17 protein-coding genes and 1 pseudogene are annotated in these 17,629 nt (G+C 68.9%); 8 read left to right on the top strand and 10 right to left on the bottom strand.

Features of this window, described 5'->3' with window-relative positions:
• The first annotated feature begins 41 nt into the window (after positions 1-41).
• Positions 42-1,333 (top strand): annotated as a pseudogene (locus tag SBI80_RS14945) (HNH endonuclease signature motif containing protein).
• Here the strand turns inward: SBI80_RS14945 and SBI80_RS14940 are convergent.
• Positions 1,330-1,782: a nitroreductase family deazaflavin-dependent oxidoreductase gene (locus tag SBI80_RS14940; protein WP_318975559.1), complete on the bottom strand. Its 453-nt coding sequence runs from the start codon at positions 1,780-1,782 to the stop codon at positions 1,330-1,332. The pseudogene SBI80_RS14945 and the gene SBI80_RS14940 overlap by 4 nt on opposite strands.
• Entirely contained in the window at positions 1,779-3,554 is a 1,776-nt protein-coding gene (aspS, locus tag SBI80_RS14935) for an aspartate--tRNA ligase (RefSeq protein WP_318975558.1), read from the bottom strand. The genes SBI80_RS14940 and aspS overlap by 4 nt, the downstream gene beginning before the upstream one ends.
• A 160-nt stretch (positions 3,555-3,714) precedes the next feature.
• Here aspS and SBI80_RS14930 point away from each other — a divergent pair, with 160 nt between their 5' ends.
• On the top strand, positions 3,715-4,239 hold the full coding sequence (locus SBI80_RS14930) for an SRPBCC family protein (protein ID WP_318975557.1): 525 nt from the start codon (positions 3,715-3,717) through the stop codon (positions 4,237-4,239).
• On the opposite strand, the gene SBI80_RS14925 is transcribed toward SBI80_RS14930, so the two are convergent.
• Entirely contained in the window at positions 4,208-5,848 is a 1,641-nt protein-coding gene (locus tag SBI80_RS14925; protein ID WP_318975556.1) for a carboxylesterase/lipase family protein, read from the bottom strand. The two genes, SBI80_RS14930 and SBI80_RS14925, sit on opposite strands and share 32 nt — an antisense overlap.
• On the opposite strand from SBI80_RS14925, the gene ypfJ reads away from it, so the two are divergent.
• Positions 5,772-6,671: a KPN_02809 family neutral zinc metallopeptidase gene (ypfJ, locus tag SBI80_RS14920; protein ID WP_318975555.1), complete on the top strand. Its 900-nt coding sequence runs from the start codon at positions 5,772-5,774 to the stop codon at positions 6,669-6,671. The two genes, SBI80_RS14925 and ypfJ, sit on opposite strands and share 77 nt — an antisense overlap.
• Positions 6,668-7,216: a DinB family protein gene (locus SBI80_RS14915; protein ID WP_318975554.1), complete on the top strand. Its 549-nt coding sequence runs from the start codon at positions 6,668-6,670 to the stop codon at positions 7,214-7,216. The genes ypfJ and SBI80_RS14915 overlap by 4 nt, the downstream gene beginning before the upstream one ends.
• Before the next feature lie 60 nt (positions 7,217-7,276).
• On the opposite strand, the gene SBI80_RS14910 is transcribed toward SBI80_RS14915, so the two are convergent.
• Entirely contained in the window at positions 7,277-8,293 is a 1,017-nt protein-coding gene (locus SBI80_RS14910; RefSeq protein ID WP_318975553.1) for an Rv2578c family radical SAM protein, read from the bottom strand.
• A 138-nt stretch (positions 8,294-8,431) separates the two neighbouring features.
• Here SBI80_RS14910 and SBI80_RS14905 point away from each other — a divergent pair, with 138 nt between their 5' ends.
• Complete coding sequence (locus SBI80_RS14905) at positions 8,432-8,635, top strand: cold-shock protein (RefSeq protein WP_056548397.1); 204 nt, start codon at positions 8,432-8,434, stop codon at positions 8,633-8,635.
• Positions 8,636-8,767: 132 nt separating this feature from the next.
• On the opposite strand, the gene SBI80_RS14900 is transcribed toward SBI80_RS14905, so the two are convergent.
• From SBI80_RS14900 to SBI80_RS14885, 4 genes are read right to left on the bottom strand one after another with little or no spacing between them, the layout of a single operon-like run.
• Positions 8,768-9,196: an Rv2576c family protein gene (locus SBI80_RS14900; RefSeq protein ID WP_318975552.1), complete on the bottom strand. Its 429-nt coding sequence runs from the start codon at positions 9,194-9,196 to the stop codon at positions 8,768-8,770.
• A 54-nt stretch (positions 9,197-9,250) separates the two neighbouring features.
• A complete protein-coding gene (gene dtd, locus SBI80_RS14895; RefSeq protein WP_318975551.1) occupies positions 9,251-9,682 on the bottom strand; it encodes a D-aminoacyl-tRNA deacylase in 432 nt (143 codons plus the stop codon).
• Between the two features lie 10 nt (positions 9,683-9,692).
• Positions 9,693-10,955, bottom strand: coding sequence for a histidine--tRNA ligase (gene hisS / locus SBI80_RS14890; RefSeq protein ID WP_318975550.1), 1,263 nt, complete (start codon positions 10,953-10,955; stop codon positions 9,693-9,695).
• Positions 10,952-11,617 carry an MBL fold metallo-hydrolase gene (locus SBI80_RS14885; RefSeq protein ID WP_318975549.1) on the bottom strand — a complete coding sequence of 222 codons (666 nt, stop codon included), beginning with the start codon at positions 11,615-11,617 and terminating at the stop codon, positions 10,952-10,954. The genes hisS and SBI80_RS14885 overlap by 4 nt, the downstream gene beginning before the upstream one ends.
• A 103-nt stretch (positions 11,618-11,720) precedes the next feature.
• Between SBI80_RS14885 and SBI80_RS14880 the strand changes: the two genes are divergently transcribed.
• Positions 11,721-12,620, top strand: a complete 900-nt coding sequence (locus tag SBI80_RS14880; RefSeq protein ID WP_318975548.1) for a peptidylprolyl isomerase — start codon at positions 11,721-11,723, stop codon at positions 12,618-12,620.
• Positions 12,621-12,637: 17 nt separating this feature from the next.
• Complete coding sequence (locus tag SBI80_RS14875; protein WP_318975547.1) at positions 12,638-13,627, top strand: peptidylprolyl isomerase; 990 nt, start codon at positions 12,638-12,640, stop codon at positions 13,625-13,627.
• On the opposite strand, the gene SBI80_RS14870 is transcribed toward SBI80_RS14875, so the two are convergent.
• Positions 13,624-13,986 (bottom strand): ArsR/SmtB family transcription factor, encoded by a 363-nt coding sequence (locus SBI80_RS14870; RefSeq protein WP_318975546.1) that lies wholly within the window; start codon positions 13,984-13,986, stop codon positions 13,624-13,626. The genes SBI80_RS14875 and SBI80_RS14870 overlap by 4 nt on opposite strands.
• 58 nt (positions 13,987-14,044) lie before the next feature.
• On the opposite strand from SBI80_RS14870, the gene SBI80_RS14865 reads away from it, so the two are divergent.
• Positions 14,045-15,271: an MFS transporter gene (locus tag SBI80_RS14865; RefSeq protein ID WP_318975545.1), complete on the top strand. Its 1,227-nt coding sequence runs from the start codon at positions 14,045-14,047 to the stop codon at positions 15,269-15,271.
• Here SBI80_RS14865 and SBI80_RS14860 read toward each other — a convergent pair.
• Entirely contained in the window at positions 15,247-17,589 is a 2,343-nt protein-coding gene (locus tag SBI80_RS14860; RefSeq protein ID WP_413232724.1) for a RelA/SpoT family protein, read from the bottom strand. The two genes, SBI80_RS14865 and SBI80_RS14860, sit on opposite strands and share 25 nt — an antisense overlap.
• Positions 17,590-17,629 lie beyond the last annotated feature (40 nt).

Below are 17,629 nucleotides of genomic sequence, written 5' to 3'. Positions count from 1 at the left end.
ACGGGTCCGGGTTTGTCGGACCCGTCTGTGATGATGGTGGCATGTCTTCGCCGGCAACGTCTTTGGCTCCGCAGGAGCGGTTGGAGGTGTTGTTCGCCGAGATGGAGGAGCTCGCCGGGCAACGCAACGCCATCGACGGGCGGCTGGCGCAGATCGCCGCCGAGATCGACCGCGACGAGTCTGGGGCTCCACCGGCGCCCGCTCGGTGCCCGCACTGATGGCGTGGAAGTTGGGCATCTCCCCGCACAATGCGACCACGCTGGTGACGGTGGCGCGGCGACTGCACGAATTCCCACGCCTGGCCGAAGCCACCGTCCAGGGCCGGATCTCGCTGGATCAGATCGGGGTGATCGCCGCCGGGGCGGCATCGGGCTCCGACGACCACTACGCGGAGTTGGCGTCGGTGGCCACGGTGACCCAGCTGCGGACCGCCGTCAAACTAGAACCCCAACCCGATTCGGGACCGCGCCCGGAACCGGAACCGGAACGTTCCTTCGTGAGAAGGGAAGGCGACCGCGGTACGACGTGGCGGATCACCCTGCCACCTTCTGAGGCGGCGGTGTTCGACGCCGCGGTGCAGTCGCACCACGACGCCCTGATCGCGCAGTGGAAACGCGACCACGGCGGGGACGGTGATGGCGACGTTGATGGTGCCGGCGGTGATGACGTTCGGGTGCCGCCGTTCCCGGATCGGGTCGATGCGTTCCTGGGTGTGGTGCAGGCCGGCTGGGACACCGACGTGGCTCACCGCCCGCACGGGCAGCGGACCACGGTGGTGGTGCATCTGGACGTGGAGAGCCGTTCGGCGGCCTGGCATCTGGGTGGCTTGCTCTCCGACGATGAACGCCGCCTGCTGCTGTGTGACACCACGTGTGAGGTCTGGTTCGAACGCCACGGCCGGGTCATCGGTGCGGGCCGGGAGACCCGCCAGATCAGCCGCCGGCTACGCCGAGCCCTGGAGCACCGCGATTGGTGCTGCGTGGTCCCCGGCTGCGGAGCCACCCGCGGACTGCATGCCCACCACGTTCGGCATTGGGAGGACGGCGGTCCCACCGAGCTCGAAAATCTAGTGCTGCTCTGCCCGTACCATCACCGGCTGCACCACCGCGGTGGCCTCACCATCGCCGGCACCGCCTACGATCTCGTCGTCACCGACGCCGAGGGCACCCGGCTGACCAACGCCTCGCTGGCCCGCCCACCAACCCAACCGCCGCCCGACGTCGCACCATGCCGCGGCCCGCTCGGGGAACGCGCCGACTGGTGGTGGTACAACCCCTACGAACCCACACCACCCGACGATGAGTCGTCGGCACCCGATGCCGCCGCCAGTTAGGCGCGGGTGAGCTCGAACAGCGGGATGACCCGCGGCGTGTTGGCCTGATACTCGGCGAACACCGGCCACCGCTCGCTCACCCGTTGGAACATGGTGTCACGCTCCTGCGGGGGCAGCTCGGTGGCAGTCACGTCGTAGGCATCGGTACCGAGTTCGATGCGGGCCTTCGGGTTGGCGCGCAAATTGTGCACCCATGCCGGATCCTTCGGCGCGCCCGCGTAGGACCCGACGATCAGCATGCGGCCATCGACGGTCAGGTACGCCAGCGGCGAGAGCCGAGGCTGACCCGACTTGGCGCCCGTCGTGTGCAGCAGGAGCAGGTCGCCGCCTTGGAACGGACCGCCGACGACCCCGCCGTTCGCGCGGAACTCCTCGACCACGCCCCGGTTGAAGTCCTCCAAGGCGGCTGCGTCGCTCACCAGCTTGTCCTTGTCGATGTCATCGCTCATGACGGAGACAAGCCCTTCGGCTTGGCGTCTATTCCGGATTCCTTGCGCTGCAGCGGTGTGATGGGGGCGGGCGCATCGGTGAGCGGGTCGATGCCGCCACCGGACTTGGGGAAGGCGATGACCTCGCGGATGGAGTCGACGCCCGCCAGCAGCGCGGTGATCCGGTCCCAGCCGAACGCGATGCCACCGTGCGGAGGAGCGCCAAAGGTGAAGGCATCCAACAGGAACCCGAACTTGTCCTGGGCCTCGTCGTGGTCGATGCCCATCATCGCGAACACGCGCTCTTGGACGTCGCGGCGGTGGATGCGGATCGAACCGCCGCCGATCTCGTTGCCGTTGCAGACGATGTCATAGGCGTTGGCCAGCGCCGAGCCGGGATCGGTGTCGAATGTCGCCTCGGAGTCGGGCTTGGGTGCGGTGAAGGCGTGGTGCACCGCCGTCCAGGCACCGGAGCCAACCGCCACGTCACCCGACGCGGTGGCGTCGTCGGCGGGCTCGAACAGCGGCCAGTCGACCACCCAGGTGAACGCCCACGCCGATGGGTCGATCAGGTCGAGCCGCTTGGCGATCTCGATGCGGGTCGCACCCAGCAGTGCACGAGCCGACTTCACCGGACCCGCGGCGAAGAAGATGCAGTCGCCTGGCTGGGCCCCGACGTAGGCGGCCAGACCGTCGCGCTCGACATCGGTCAGGTTCTTGGCCACCGGACCGCCCAGCGTGCCGTCCTCGGCGAGCAGTACGTAGGCCAGCCCCTTGTGGCCACGCTGCTTGGCGAACTCCTGCCAACCGTCGAGGGTGCGCCGCGGCTGCGACGCCCCGCCCGGCATGACGACCGCACCGACGTGCGGCGCCTGGAAGACCCGAAAGGTGGTCTCGGAGAAGTACTCCGCGCAATCGACCAGCTCGACGCCGAAGCGCAGGTCTGGCTTGTCGGAACCGAACCGGCGCATGGCCTCGGCGTAGCTGATCCGCGGGATCGGCGTCGGAAGGTCGTAGCCGATCAGCGCCCAGATGGCCTTGAGGACCTCCTCGGACACCGCCATCACGTCGTCGGCGTCGACGAAGCTCATCTCCATGTCGAGCTGGGTGAACTCGGGCTGGCGATCGGCGCGGAAGTCCTCGTCGCGGTAACAGCGCGCAATCTGGTAGTAGCGCTCCATGCCCGCCACCATCAACAGCTGCTTGAACAGCTGCGGGCTCTGCGGCAGCGCATAGAAGCTGCCCGGCTGCAGGCGCGCGGGCACCAGGAAGTCGCGGGCTCCCTCGGGCGTGGAGCGGGTCAGCGTCGGGGTTTCGATCTCGACGAAGTCGTGCTCGGCCAACACTCCGCGGGCGGCGGCATTGACCTTGGAGCGCAACCGAATTGCGTTGCCGGGCCCCTCGCGGCGCAGATCGAGGTAGCGATACTTCAGGCGGGCTTCCTCACCGGCGGTCTCGTCGAGCTGGAACGGCAGCGGAGCGCTCTCGCTCAGCACCGTCAGCGACGTCGCGTTGACCTCGATCTCACCGGTGGCGATGTCGGCGTTGGCGTTGCCCTCTGGCCGCGTCTCGACGACGCCGGTGACGGCGACGCAGAACTCGGCGCGCAACCGGTGCGCCTGCTCGAGGACCTCGGCGTCACGGAACACCACCTGGCTCACCCCGGATGCATCGCGCAGGTCGATGAAGATGACGCCGCCGTGATCGCGCCGCCTGGCCACCCAGCCCGCCAAGGTGACCTCCTGGCCGGCATCGGTGGACCGCAACGAACCGGCGGCGTGACTGCGCAACACGAAGACTCCCTGAGAATGGCCTGACGAGAGGACTGCCACAGTGTAGTGGTGGCATTTCGGCCGCTACCGTCGCGTCAGTGACAACCACCATCGCACTGCTAGGTCGCGGCGCCATCGGGTCGACGATGGCTGCCGACGCCAACCCCTAGGGTGTCTACCCATGAGCAAGACCTACCCCTGTGAGCGGGTCGACCTGGGGTTCGTCGACCGCGCGCCGTTCCGGTTCGTCAGCACGGTCGACCTGACCATCTCGCCCGAGCAACTCTTCGAGGTCCTCGGCGACGCGACGTCGTGGCCACAGTGGGCGACGGTGATCACCAACGTCACCTGGACCAGCCCGGAACCCCGCGGGATCGGTACCACCCGCACGGTGCACATGCGTGGCAACATCACCGGGTACGAGGAGTTCCTGGCCTGGGAACCGCACTCGCACATGGCCTTTCGGTTCAACGAGAGCACCTCGAACGCCATCTCGGCATTCGCCGAGGACTACCGGGTAGTGCCAACCGAGCACGGTTGCCACCTGACCTGGGTGATGGCGATGAAGCCCAACGGCATCGCCGCCCGCCTCGGCATGGAGCTGGGCCGCCCGGTGATGGCGTGGATGTTTCAGCGCTTCTTGCACAACCTCGACCGGTATGCGAGGCAGTGGTTCAGTACAACCCCTCCCACGCCGTCCGCCTGATGCGGTCGGGATCGGCGACGGTCTCGTCGCGCGTCGAGCGGATCACCCGGGTGCGGCGCGCCGCCACGTCGTAACGGGGCCAGTCCGCCCCCAGTTCGGCGGTCGAGAAGTCCAGCCAGGTGCGCTGCATCCGCCGCCCCACCGACGGTTGGACCCGTCGGCCCAGCGGATGCATCTTGCGCCCGAGGTAGGAGCCGTAACTGTGCTGGACGTGCACGATCTCGCTGCCGTGCGTGGCGCCCAGCCCGAGCAGCCGCAGACTCCACGCGGCGTGGTCGAAGCGGTAGACGTAGGTGGGCGCATGCGCCGAATACGCGTCGGCGAAAGCCCACGTGGGCGCCCCGAACATCGCGTCGGAGCCGAGTGCGACCAGCGCCCGCCGGCGCGGGTAGTCCGGGTAGGCGGCCAGGACCCGCTCCTTGGCCTCGGGTGCCGTGCGGGCGAAGAACGAGTCGACGCTGGGCTCCGTCGTCGGCAACATCGGGGGCTTGCCCCACGCGAACATCGACGCCTCGTGGCTGTTGGTACCGACGATGAGCGGCACCGGTGACACCGCGCCCCGCCTGGCTGCGTCGATCGGATGCCTCGGCAGGGAGTCGACGCCATGGGTCAGTCCGTAGGCCAGGGTTGGCGTGTTCGCAGCGCTCTCGCCCTGCAGCTGGCCCGCGCCGCGGCGTAGCCGACGCTGCGGAAGGGACTTCACCTCACCGACCGCGACGCCGAGCCGGGCCACGAACTCGTGGGCTTGGCGCGCACGGGTCTCCCGGTCGGCGATCAGCGGGAGCGCGGGGCTCTGGGCGATCGCTCGGGTGAACAGGCCGTCACCGAGCGGGCTGGCGAGTAGCGCCAATACCGAAGTGGCACCGGCGGATTCACCAAAGACGGTGATGTGATCCGGGTCGCCGCCGAAGGCAGCGATGTTGTCGCGCACCCACTGCAGGGCCGCCACCTGGTCCCGCAGGGCGAGGTTGTCGTCGAACCCAGGACCGAGGTCGCCCAGCTCGAAACCGCCGAACACACCGAGCCGGTAGGTGACGTTGACGACGACGACGTCACCGTTGCGGGCCAGCCTGCTGCCGTTGTAGAGCTGCAGCTGACCGGCGCCGTAGACGAACGCGCCGCCGGGGATCCACACCATCACCGGCAGCGTCCCCGTGGGGTCCGGGGACCACACCGTCAGCGTCAGGCACGCCTCGTCGCGCACCTTCGGGTCGTCGCGCCCGCCACCGACGAACGACCGGCCCTGCGGCGGCAGCGGCCCGTGCTCGACGGCGTCGCGCACCCCACTCCACGGCAGCGGCGGGGACGGTGCCAGGAAGCGGCGGGCACCGAGGGGCTGCTCGGCGTAGGCGATACCGCGCCAGACGTGGACGCCGCCCTCGGTAGTGCCTCTCAACTGGCCGTACGCGGTCTCGACGACGGTCGGGTCGGTCACGGTTTCGCGCTGGACGGCCACCGCACGAATCGTAGTGTGGGAAGCTGAACCCCGGCTGACGCGGAGCCATCGGCGATGTCGAGAGACGGGGTGACTGATGACCTTCAACGAGGGCATGCGAATCGACACGAGCACCACCTCGACCAGTGGAGGCGGCGGTGGTGGACGCGGCATCGCCATCGGCGGCGGCCTCGGCGGGCTGATCATCGTCGTCGTGGCACTCTTCCTCGGCGTCGACCCCGGAACCGTGCTCCCCCAGCAGGGCGCCGGCGGCCAATACGGCTCGCAGGGTGTCGACGCGCCCGGCTTCGACCTGAGCCAGTGCAAGACCGGCAAGGACGCGAACGACATCGTCGAATGCCGCGTCGTCGCGACGGGCAACTCGGTCGACGGCGTGTGGGCCCAGCTGATGAAGGGTTACACGCGACCGAAGGTGCGGTTGTTCAGCAATCAGGTGCAGACCGCCTGCGGGCCCGCCACCACCGAAGTCGGACCGTTCTACTGCCCCGGAGACGGCACCGCCTACTTCGACACGTCCTTCTTCCAGGTGCTGGTCGACCAATTCGGCTCCAGCGGCGGCCCATTGGCGCAGGAGTACGTCGTCGCCCACGAATTCGGGCACCACGTGCAGGACCTGCAGGGCACCCTCGGACGAGCGCAGCAGGGTCCCGGCGGCGCCGAGGGCAACGGCGTCCGTACCGAGTTGCAGGCCGACTGCTATGCCGGGGTGTGGGCGCACTACGCGGCGATCACCAAGCAGGAGGGCACCGACGTGACGTTCCTGCAGCCGCTCACCGACAAGGACATTCAGGACGCGCTGTCCGCGGCGTCCTCGGTCGGTGACGACCGCATCCAGAAGTCCTCGACCGGACGGGTCAATCCCGAGTCCTGGACCCACGGTTCGTCGGCCGCCCGGCAGTACTGGTTCACCGAGGGGTACCGCACCGGCGACCCGGCCCAGTGCGACACCTTCTCGGCGCAGGACCTGCACGAGTGACCGATCGCGCCGATCCCGACGTCGTCCCCGACACCAAGGATTGGACGTGGTGGGTGCTGGGACGACCCTGTCCGGACTGCGGCTACGACGCCGGTGCGGTTCGCCCCGGTGACGTCGCCGCCCATCTGCGCCGAGATGCCGATGACTGGACGACCCGACTTGCGGCCGCCACCGCCCGGACCCGGCCAGCGCCGGGAGTGTGGTCGGTCCTGGAATACGGCTGCCACGTCCGCGACGTGCACCGAATCTTCGCCGGGCGGGTGCGGTCGATGCTCGAGGAGGACGAGCCACGGTTTCCGAACTGGGACCAGGACCAGACGGCGCTCGACGAGCACTACGGCGCCCAAGAGCCGGCCTCCGTCGCCGAGGACTTGCGGCAGGCCGCCGCGGTCGTGGCCGACCTCTACGACACGGTCCCGGCCGACGGCTGGTCGCGTCGCGGATTGCGCAGCAACGGAAGCGAATTCACCATTGCGTCGCTGTCGACCTATCACCTGCACGACATCGCACACCACGCCTGGGACGTAACCGGCCCGACGACTTGACCGGTCCTCAGCGCTGCAATGCAGGACGCAGGGATGGCGTACGCCGGCGACCGATCGCGGTCAGAACAGCGTCGGTTGCGACGGCGCCGCGACCACCGGTGGCGGGCTCGTCGCCAGGCGAAACGACCGATGGCCGCCCGTCAGCCCGTGCCTGGCGAGCAGCGGGGCCGCCCGCTCGCGCAGCGCGTCGCGGTAGCCGGCCGGCAGATACGCGCCGCGGCCGTACAACTCGCGGTAGTCCGCCACCAGATCCGGCCGCGAGCGGGCGAGCCACGCCATGAACCAGCCCCGCGTCGATCCACGCAGATGTAGTCCGAACACCGTCGCACTGCAGGCACCCGCCGCCGCGATCCTGCCGAGCAGGCCATCGAGGTGCTCGACCGAATCGGTCAGCATCGGCAGCACCGGGGCCACCATCACGTGACAGGGCAGCCCCGCCTCCCGAATGGCCCGGATCAGATCCAGCCGGGCGCGCGGTGTCGGCGTTCCCGGCTCGACCTCGGCGTGCAGGGCCGGGTCGCCCACCGCCAACGACACCGCGACGTCGACCTCGACGGTGCGCGCGGCCTCGGTCAGCAGGGCTAGATCGCGGCGCAGCAGCGTGCCCTTGGTCAGGATCGAGAACGGTGTCCCCGAATCGGCGAGCGCACCGATGATCCCCGGCATCAGGGCGTAGCGGCCCTCGGCCCGCTGATAGGGATCGGTATTGGTGCCGAGGGCGACCTTCTCGCGGGTCCAGGACCGGCGGAACAGCTCACGGCGCAGCACGTCGGCGACGTTGGTCTTCACCACCACCTGGGTGTCGAAGTCTGCTCCAGTGTCGAAGTCGAGGTATTCGTGGGTGGGCCTGGCGAAGCAGTAGCGACAAGCGTGACTGCAGCCGCGATAGGCGTTGACCGTGAACCGGAACGGCAATTGGCTCGCGTTGGGCACCTTGTTCAACGCCGACTTGCAGAGGATCTCGTGGAACGTCAAGCCCTCGAACTGCGGCGTACGGACCGAGCGCACGAATCCGATGCGCTGCAAGCCGGGCAGGGCCCCGTCGTCGACCTCGATACCTTGCCCTTCCCAGCGCATGATTCATGCGAACACACGTTCGAATGGAAGTCAATCCACGAATCCGCTCGATCTTTAGTGAGATCGCCGGGCGTTTGTGCAGTAGACTTCGTGGCGGATGTAAGACACATCCGCTCCTGATGAAAGAAGTAAAAAGGTATGGCACAGGGCACTGTGAAATGGTTCAACAGCGAAAAGGGCTTCGGCTTCATCGCCCCCGACGACGGCTCCCCGGATGTCTTCGTCCACTACTCTGAGATCCAAGGCGGCGGCTACCGCTCGCTGGAAGAAGCTCAGCGGGTTCAGTTCGATGTCGGACAAGGTGCGAAGGGCCCCCAGGCCACTGGCGTTACCGCGATCTAAGAACTTCACGCTCTATGGGCTGGCACGGTGAAAACCGTGTCAGCCCATAGTTCTTTCTAGACCTCTCGACGTAAGCGGGGGTGGACGCCGGCTGGCGTCCACCCCCGCTTACGCGTTGCGGCTAGTTCGTCGTCACCACTGACCGAGCTGGCACTGCAGGTTGTACGGCGCATCCTGCTGAACCGCGATCTGACCATCCACGGCGATGTCGCAGTGCGGGTTCGGCGCGGCCCGACCACCGTGCGTCGTGCTGCTGACCGTCAGGATGGCCCACTGCGGGTCGGCCAGCGTGGTCTCGAAGACCCACGGCACGCCCGGGGACAGCGTCACGGTTTCCTTCTTCAGGAACGCATACGAGTCCGCGTTGTAGGCCTCCTTGCTCGGAGGCTGATTGACCAGGTAGTAGAGATCGAAGTCGGCGTCACCCGCCGAGACCAGCGTGTATCGAACCTGGTGTCCCGCGGGATCCGCACTCGACGTGGCCTGGCTCGCCAGGCCTGCGGCAGCCACAAGTGCTGCCACTCCGAAGGTCGCCCCGATCTTGCTCGTTGCTGTTCGCATGATCGTCACATCGTCGAACGGTACCCGATCGTTACATCGCGCCCCATCCGTCGCCTAGAGCTCCAGCAGCACCGTCACCGGCCCGTCGTTGACGAGTTCCACGCTCATGTCGGCACCGAACGTGCCGGTCTGCACGTGCGCCCCGAGCCCGCTGAGCGCCTCGGCGAAGGCCGTGACCAGCGGCTCGGCGACCGCACGCGGCGCCGCGGCGTTCCACGACGGCCGCCGTCCCTTCACCGTGTTGGCGTAGAGCGTGAACTGGCTCACGACCAGGATCGGGGCGCCGACGTCGGCGGCCGAACGTTCACCGTCGAGGATCCGCAGCTGCCACAGCTTCTCGGCCAACCGCCGCGCCACGTCGACGTCGTCATCGTGGGTGACGCCGACGAGTGCCAGCAGGCCTTGACCGTCGGGGGCGATCTCACCGACCACGGCGCCGTCCACCCAAACGCGGGCCGAGGTCACCCGCTGAACCAGGACGCGCACGGTCGGGTGGTCAGCCGGCCAGCCGGGAGAGGACCTCGGCGACCACGCCGTCGGCGGCCACGTCGACCTGTTCACCGGTGCCGAGTTCCTTGACGCCGACGGTGCCCGCCTCGACGTCGCGGTCCCCCGCCACCAGCGCGATCCGCGCGCCGGACCGGTCGGCAGCGCGCATGGCACCCTTGAGGCCGCGGTCGCCGTAGGCCAGATCGACGCGAATGCCGTTGCCGCGCAGCGCTGCGGCCAGCGTCGCCAGCTGCAGCTTGGCCGCATCGCCGAGCGGCACGCAGAACACGTCGACACGCGCGGCCGGCCCGACCGTCTTGCCCTCGGCCTTCAGCGCCAGGACCGTGCGGTCGACGCCCAGCCCGAAGCCGATGCCGGAGAGGTCCTGCCCGCCCAGCTGCTTCATCAGCCCGTCGTAGCGCCCGCCGCCGCCGATGCCGGACTGCGCACCGAGTCCGTCGTGCACGAACTCGAAGGTGGTCTTTGTGTAGTAGTCCAGCCCGCGCACCATTCGCGGGTTGATCACGTATGGCACGCCGAGGGCGTCCAGGTGCGAAAGCACCGTGTCGAAGTGCTGCTTGGCGACGTCGGAGAGGTGATCGAGCATCAGCGGCGCCGCCGCCGTCATCTCACGGACGTGGGGTCGCTTGTCGTCGAGTACGCGCAACGGGTTGATCTCGGCGCGACGCCTGGTGTCCTCGTCGAGGTCGAGGCCGAACAGGAACTGCTGCAACGACTCTCGATACTGGGGCCGGCACGTGTCGTCGCCCAGCGAGGTGATCTCGAGCCGGAAGCCCTCAAGCCCGAGCGAGCGGAAGCCGGCGTCGGCAACGGCGATCACCTCGGCGTCCAGCGCCGGATCGTCGACGCCGATGGCCTCGACGCCGACCTGCTGCAGCTGGCGGTACCGTCCGGCCTGCGGACGCTCGTAGCGAAAGAACGGACCCGAGTAGCGCAGCTTGACGGGCAGCTGACCCCGGTCGAGGCCGTGCTCGATGACCGCGCGCATCACCCCCGCGGTGCCCTCCGGCCGCAGCGTCACCGACCGCTCGCCCCGGTCGGCGAAGGTGTACATCTCCTTGCTCACGACGTCGGTCGACTCGCCGACACCCCGCGCGAACAACGCCGTGTCCTCGAAAACCGGAAGCTCGACGTGGCCGTAACCGGCCAGGCGGGCGACCTCGAGCAGTCCGTCGCGCACTGCGACGAACTGTGCCGAGTCCGGCGGGAAGTAATCGGGCACGCCCTTGGGCGCCTGAAACTCACTCAACTGTCGAGTCCTTCGAGGAAGGGGTTGGTACGGCGCTCGGCGCCGATGGTGGTCTTTGGACCGTGCCCAGGTAGTACCACGGTGTCGTCGCCGAGCACCAGCAGCTTCGAGACGATCGACGTCAGCAGGTCACGGCCACTGCCCCCGAACAGGTCGGTCCTGCCGATCGACTGCTTGAACAGGGTGTCCCCGGTGAAGGCCAGCTCCGTGGTGCGATCGGTCACGCGGAACGTGACCGAGCCCCTGGTATGGCCGGGCGTGTGGTCGACGGTGACGGTGACGTCCCCCAGTTGGAGCTTGTCACCGTCGCGGTCGAGTTCGACCACCTGGCGCGGCTCCCGGAACATCGACCCGACGGCCAGCTGAGCCAGCCGCGGTCCAAGACCCACGATCGGATCGGTCAGCATGAATCGGTCCTCGGGGTGGATGAAGGCCGGGCAACCGAAGGTGTCGGCCACCTTCTGCGCCGACCAGATGTGGTCGATGTGCCCGTGGGTCAGCAGCACCGCCGCCGGCGTCAGTCGATTCTGGTCGAGGATCCGGCGCAGCTGCGCCATGGCGCGCTGGCCGGGGTCCACCACGATGGCGTCCGCCCCCTGCCCGGGGGCGAGCACGTAGCAGTTGCACTGCAACATGCCTGCCGGAAAACCCGTGATGAACACGGGCACCAGTTTCCCATCCGCCGTTCGCGCGGGTCGCGGCACCTCGTCACAGCGATGGCTGGCACACTCGGTGCCGATTCACGAACACGAGGAGGACCACGCGGTGCCGACCAACGAACAGCGGCGAGAGACGGCCAAGCGCAAGCTGGAGCGGCAGCTGGAACGCCGCGCTGCCCAGGAGCGCCGGCGTCGTCTCTTCACGATCATCGGTTCTGCCGTTGGCGTGCTCCTGGTCATCGGCGCGGTCGTGGCGACCGTCGTGTTGACCAGCAAGAGCTCCGACACCAGCGCGTCGGCCTCCCCGTCGAGTCCGGCCAGCAGCACCGCACAGCCGAGCTCGCCACCGGCCGGTGGCGGTCTGCCCCCGTTCGTCGCACCCGCCGACCTCGGCGCCAACTGCCAGTACCCGGCCACGCCGGGTGAACCCGCGAGCAAGAAGAACACGCCTCCGCGCACCGGCAAGGTGCCTACCGACCCGGCGCAGATCAGCGCCAGCATGACCACTTCGCAGGGCAACATCGGACTGCAACTCGACAACGCCAAGGCGCCGTGCACGGTGAACAGCTTCGCCAGCCTCGCGCAGCAGGGCTACTTCAACGACACGCCCTGCCACCGGCTGACCACCTCGCCCGGGCTGGCGGTGCTGCAGTGCGGTGACCCGACCGGCAAGGGCACCGGCGGCCCGGGCTACGGCTTCGTCAACGAGTACCCGACGGACCAATACCGTCCGGACGACCCGGCCCTGCAGCAGCCGGTGGTGTACCCGCGCGGCACGCTGGCGATGGCCAACACCGGTGCACCCGGCTCCAACGGCAGCCAGTTCTTCCTGGTCTACAAGGATTCGCAGCTGCCCCCGAACTACACGGCCTTCGGCACGATCGACGCGACCGGCCTGGCCACCCTCGACAAGATCGCCGCCGGCGGTGTCGTCCCCGGTGATCGAGGCACCGACGATGGTGCCCCCAAGACGCCCGTCCAGATCAAGTCGATCCAGCTGGACTGAGCGGCTGCCGCGGGCCAGTGACCATTCCCCCGTCCCCGCCGCCGTACGGGGTCTACCCGCCGCCCGGACCCGGCTACCCGCCACCGGTGCGAACCAACGGGCTGGCGATCGCGTCGCTGATCTGCGCGTTCCTGTTCTTCCCGCTGGGCATCGTCTTCGGTCACGTGTCGCTGTCGCAGATCCGCAAGCGGCACGAGGACGGCCGTGGCCTGGCCATCGCCGGCCTGGTGCTGAGCTACGTCGCCGCCCTCCTCACGGTGGTCGCCGTGCTGCTGCTGGTCGTGTTCGCTGCGGCCATGGTCCGGATCGCCGAGGACTTCGAGCGCACCCACCCGAGTGCCGGGCTGCCCGGCGTCGCCAGCGCACCCGCCCAGCCGCTGCCACCCTTCAAGCCGTCCGCGGCGCTGGGTTCGAACTGCCAGTACCCGGCGACCACCGAATCGGCCAGCAAGCCGGTCCGGCCGCCGCGGACGGGGCGCGTGCCCCTCACTCCGGCCACGGTCGACGCCACCGTCACCACCAACCTCGGCGCGGTTGGCCTGCGGCTGGACAACGGCAGGTCGCCGTGCACGGTCAACAACTTCGTCAGCCTGGCGCAGCAGGGTTTCTACGACGAGAGCCCGTGTCACCGGCTGACCACGTCGCCGTCACTGCACGTACTGCAGTGCGGTGACCCGACGGGCAGCGGCACCGGCGGGCCCGGTTACCGCTTTCCCAACGAGTATCCGACCGACCAGTACCGCCTGGCCGACCCGGGTCTGAAGGCGCCGGTGGTGTATCCGCGGGGCACGCTCGCGATGGCCAACACCGGCCAGGGCACCAACGGCAGCCAGTTCTTCGTCGTCTACCAGGATTCCGAAATGCCGCCGACGTACACCGTGTTCGGCACCGTCGACGCGACGGGTCTGAGGGTGGTCGACGCGATCGCCGCCGGCGGCGTGAAGGACGGCTCCGAGGACGGGCGACCCGCGACGGCAGTGACGATTCAGGACGTTCGCCTGGACTAGGTGGCCGGGCCGTCGCCCGCCCCGGTCGCCGCCTGGCGGTTCACCCCGGCCACGATCGACGCCAGTAGACCGGGCACCGCCGCGTCGACCTCCGCCGTCCTTAGCCGTTGGTGGGTGTGCCCGTCGATCACGAGCCGCTCGGTGAGGCCGGCCTCGCGCAGGATCTTGAAGTGGTGCGTGGCCGTCGACTTGTTGATGCCGTCGTAGAGCCGTCCGCAGGCCATCGGCGCGCCGGAGTTCATCAACCGCCGCACCATCTCGAGCCGCGTCGGATCGGCGAGCGCGACGAGGAGCTGCTGGACCGCGGCGACGGGCCGGGTCGGGAACGTGTCCTCCGCCACCGCCGGTTTGATGTCCATCGAACAGAGCGTACGCTCGATCGGGTTCGACGATCGTCAAACCTACCCGGGAGGGGTCGTGGCAGTACTCGCCGAGAGCTCGACCGACCAGACGCAGCGTGGTGCCTACTCCCTGCTGCTCGTCCTGAGCGGCGTCGCCCTCGGCGTGTCCGGACTTCCCGCCCCGCTCTACGGCATGTACGAGGAGAAGTGGCACCTCTCGCCGCTGTCCACCACCCTGGTCTTCGCCGTCTACGCCATCGCCGCCCTTGGCGCGGTGCTGGTGGCCGGGAAGATCTCCGACGTCGTCGGCCGCAAGCCCGTCCTGCTTGGCGCGGTGGTAGCGATGATCGTCGGGCTCGGGGTGTTCCTGATCGCCGACGGCATGGCGATGCTGATGGTCGCGCGCGTCATCCACGGCGCGGCGGTCGGGTCGATCGTCGTCGCGGGGGCGGCGGCGCTGCTGGACCTGCGCCCCGCCCACGGCGTCCGCTCTGGGCAGCTCAGCGGGGTGAGCTTCAACATCGGGATGACGGTGGCGATCGTCGGCTCCGCAGTGCTCGCCCAGTACGCACCGCACCCCATGCGCACCCCCTACGCCATCGTCGCGGTGATCTGCGCGATCCTGGGCGTCGGCATCCTGGCCCTGCGCGAACCGCACACCGCACGGGTCCGCGGCCCAATCCGGATCGCCAGGCCCGCCGTGCCCGCCGAGATCCGCGGTGACTTCTGGTTCGCCGCGCTCGGGGTGACGGCGTCGTGGTCGGTCCTCGGCGTCCTGCTGTCCCTGTACCCTTCGCTGGCCGCCCAGCAGACCCACGTGCACAACCTGGTGTTCGGCGGCGCCGTGGTCGGGACGACGGCGTTCGCGGCGGCGCTGGCCCAGCTGTTCTCCACCCGGATGCGCGCGCACCGCTCGGCCATCGTCGGCGACGTCGGCATGGCCGTCGCGCTGATCCTCACCGTGCCCGTGTTGGCAACGCACAGTTGGCCGTTGGTGCTCACCGCGGCGGCCGTACTGGGGGGCGCATTCGGGCTCGGCTTCGGAGGGTCCCTGCGGCACCTGTCGCACGTCGTGCCCGCCGACCGGCGCGGCGAGACGATGTCGGCCTTCTACCTGATCGCCTACACGGCCATGGCCGTCCCGACGATCGTCGCGGGCTGGGCGGCGACCGAATGGCCGCTTGGCACCGTGTTCCCATGGTTCGCCGGCGCGGTCGCCGTCGCGTGCCTGATCGCGGCGTCGGTGGGGGCGTTCACCACACGGGCCAGCGTGCGGGGTCAGGCCGCGGAGGTCACCCGGTAGACGTCGTACACACCCTCGACGTTGCGCACCACGTTGAGCACGTGGCCGAGGTGCTTGGGGTCACCCATCTCGAAGGTGAACCGGCTGATCGCGACGCGGTCGTTGGACGTCGCGACCGATGCGGAGAGGATGTTCACCTTCTCGTCGGCCAGCACGCGGGTCACGTCGGAGAGCAACCGGTGCCGGTCGAGGGCCTCCACCTGGATCGCCACCAGGAACACCGATGACGGCGACGGTGCCCACTTCACGTCGATGATGCGTTCGGACTGTTGTTGCAGCGACGTGGCATTCGTGCAGTCGGTACGGTGCACGCTGACCCCGCCACCACGCGTGACGAAGCCCATGATGTTGTCACCGGGCACCGGTGTGCAGCACTTGGCCAGCTTGCACAGCACCCCTGGGGCGCCGGGCACCGCGACGCCCACGTCGTCGCTGGTGCGCTGCCGTACCGGCATGGTCGCAGGAGTCGACCGCTCGGCGATCTCGTCCTCGGCCTCCTCGTCTCCACCGAGCTGGGCGAGCAACCGCTGCACGACGTGCCGGGCGGACACGTGCCCCTCGCCGACGGCGGTGTAGAGCCCCGACACGTCGACGTAGCGCAGCTCGCGCGCCAGCGCAGCCATCGACTCGCCGTTCATCAAGCGCTGCAACGGAAGTCCACCACGGCGCACTTCGCGCGCGATCGCGTCCTTGCCGGACTCGAGGGCCTCTTCGCGTCGCTCCTTGGCGAACCACTGTCGGATCTTGGCCTTGGCCCGCGGTGACACGACGAAGGTCTGCCAGTCCCGCGACGGACCGGCGTTGAGTGCCTTGGACGTGAAGACCTCGACGACCTCACCGTTCTCGAGCTTGCGCTCCAGGGCCACCAACCGCCCGTTGACGCGCGCGCCGATGCAGCGGTGCCCGACCTCGGTGTGCACGGCGTAGGCGAAGTCCACCGGCGTCGAACCGGTCGGCAGCGTGATGACGTCACCCTTGGGCGTGAAGACGAAGATCTCCTGCACCGCGAGGTCGTAGCGCAGCGACTCGAGGAACTCACCGGGGTCGGCCGCTTCCCGCTGCCAGTCCAGGAGTTGGCGCATCCACGCCATGTCGTCGATCTCGGCGGCGGCGTTGTTGGCCGGAATTCCGTTGCGGCCCTTGGCTTCCTTGTATCGCCAGTGCGCGGCAATGCCGTACTCCGCGGTGCGGTGCATGTCGCGGGTGCGGATCTGCACCTCCAGCGGCTTGCCCTCCGGCCCGACGACCGTGGTGTGCAGCGACTGGTAGACGCCGTAGCGCGGCTGGGCGATGTAGTCCTTGAACCGGCCGGCCATCGGCTGCCACAGCGAGTGCACGGCGCCGACCGCGGCGTAGCAGTCGCGGATCTCGTCGCACAGGATCCGGACGCCGACCAGATCGTGGATCTCGTCGAAGTCGCGGCCCTTGACGATCATCTTCTGGTAGATCGACCAGTAGTGCTTGGGCCGGCCCTCCACGGTCGCGTTGATCTTCGACGCCGTGACGGTGTTGGCGATCTCGGCCCGCACCTTGGCCAGGTAGGTGTCGCGCGACGGCGCCCGGTCGGCGACCAGCCGGACGATCTCCTCGTACTTCTTCGGGTGCAGAATCGCGAACGACAGGTCTTCGAGCTCCCACTTGACCGTCGCCATGCCCAGCCGGTGAGCAAGCGGGGCAATGACTTCCAGCGTCTCGCGGGCCTTGCGGGCTTGCTTCTCCGGCGGTAGGAACCGCATGGTGCGCATGTTGTGCAGCCGGTCGGCCACCTTGATGACCAGGACGCGGGGATCGCGGGCCATCGCGATGATCATCTTGCGGATGGTCTCGCCCTCGGCGGCGTTGCCGAGGACCACCTTGTCGAGCTTGGTGACACCGTCGACCAGGTGGCCGACCTCGACGCCGAAGTCGGCGGTCAGCGCCTCCAGGGTGTAGCCGGTGTCCTCGACCGTGTCGTGCAGCAGCGCGGCGACCAGCGTGGTGGTGTCCATCCCCAGTTCGGCGAGGATGTTGGCCACCGCGAGCGGGTGAGTGATGTAGGGATCACCGGAGCGGCGCAGCTGGTCGGCGTGCCGCTGCTCGGCCACCTCGTAGGCGCGCTGCAGGATCGCCAGGTCGGCCTTGGGATAGACCTCTCGATGCACGGCCACCAGCGGCTCGAGCACCGGATTGACCGCACTGCGCTGCGAGGTCATCCGCCGCGCGAGGCGGGCCCGCACCCGTCGCGACGCACTCGAGGAGCTCTTGGGGCTCTCGGGGGCGGTGTCCGGGGTGATGACCGGCATGGGCTGCGTTTGCGTCAACGCCTGATCGTCAGCCACCGTGCTCACCTCCTTGGCCACTAGGTACTCGTCGAGGATA

Origin of the sequence: Mycolicibacterium sichuanense (assembly GCF_033741125.1) — a bacterium.
In the GTDB taxonomy this organism is placed as follows: Bacteria; Actinomycetota; Actinomycetes; order Mycobacteriales; family Mycobacteriaceae; genus Mycobacterium.
The sequence above is the reverse complement of the archived record's forward strand: the minus strand, read 5'-3'. Positions and strand labels throughout refer to the sequence as shown.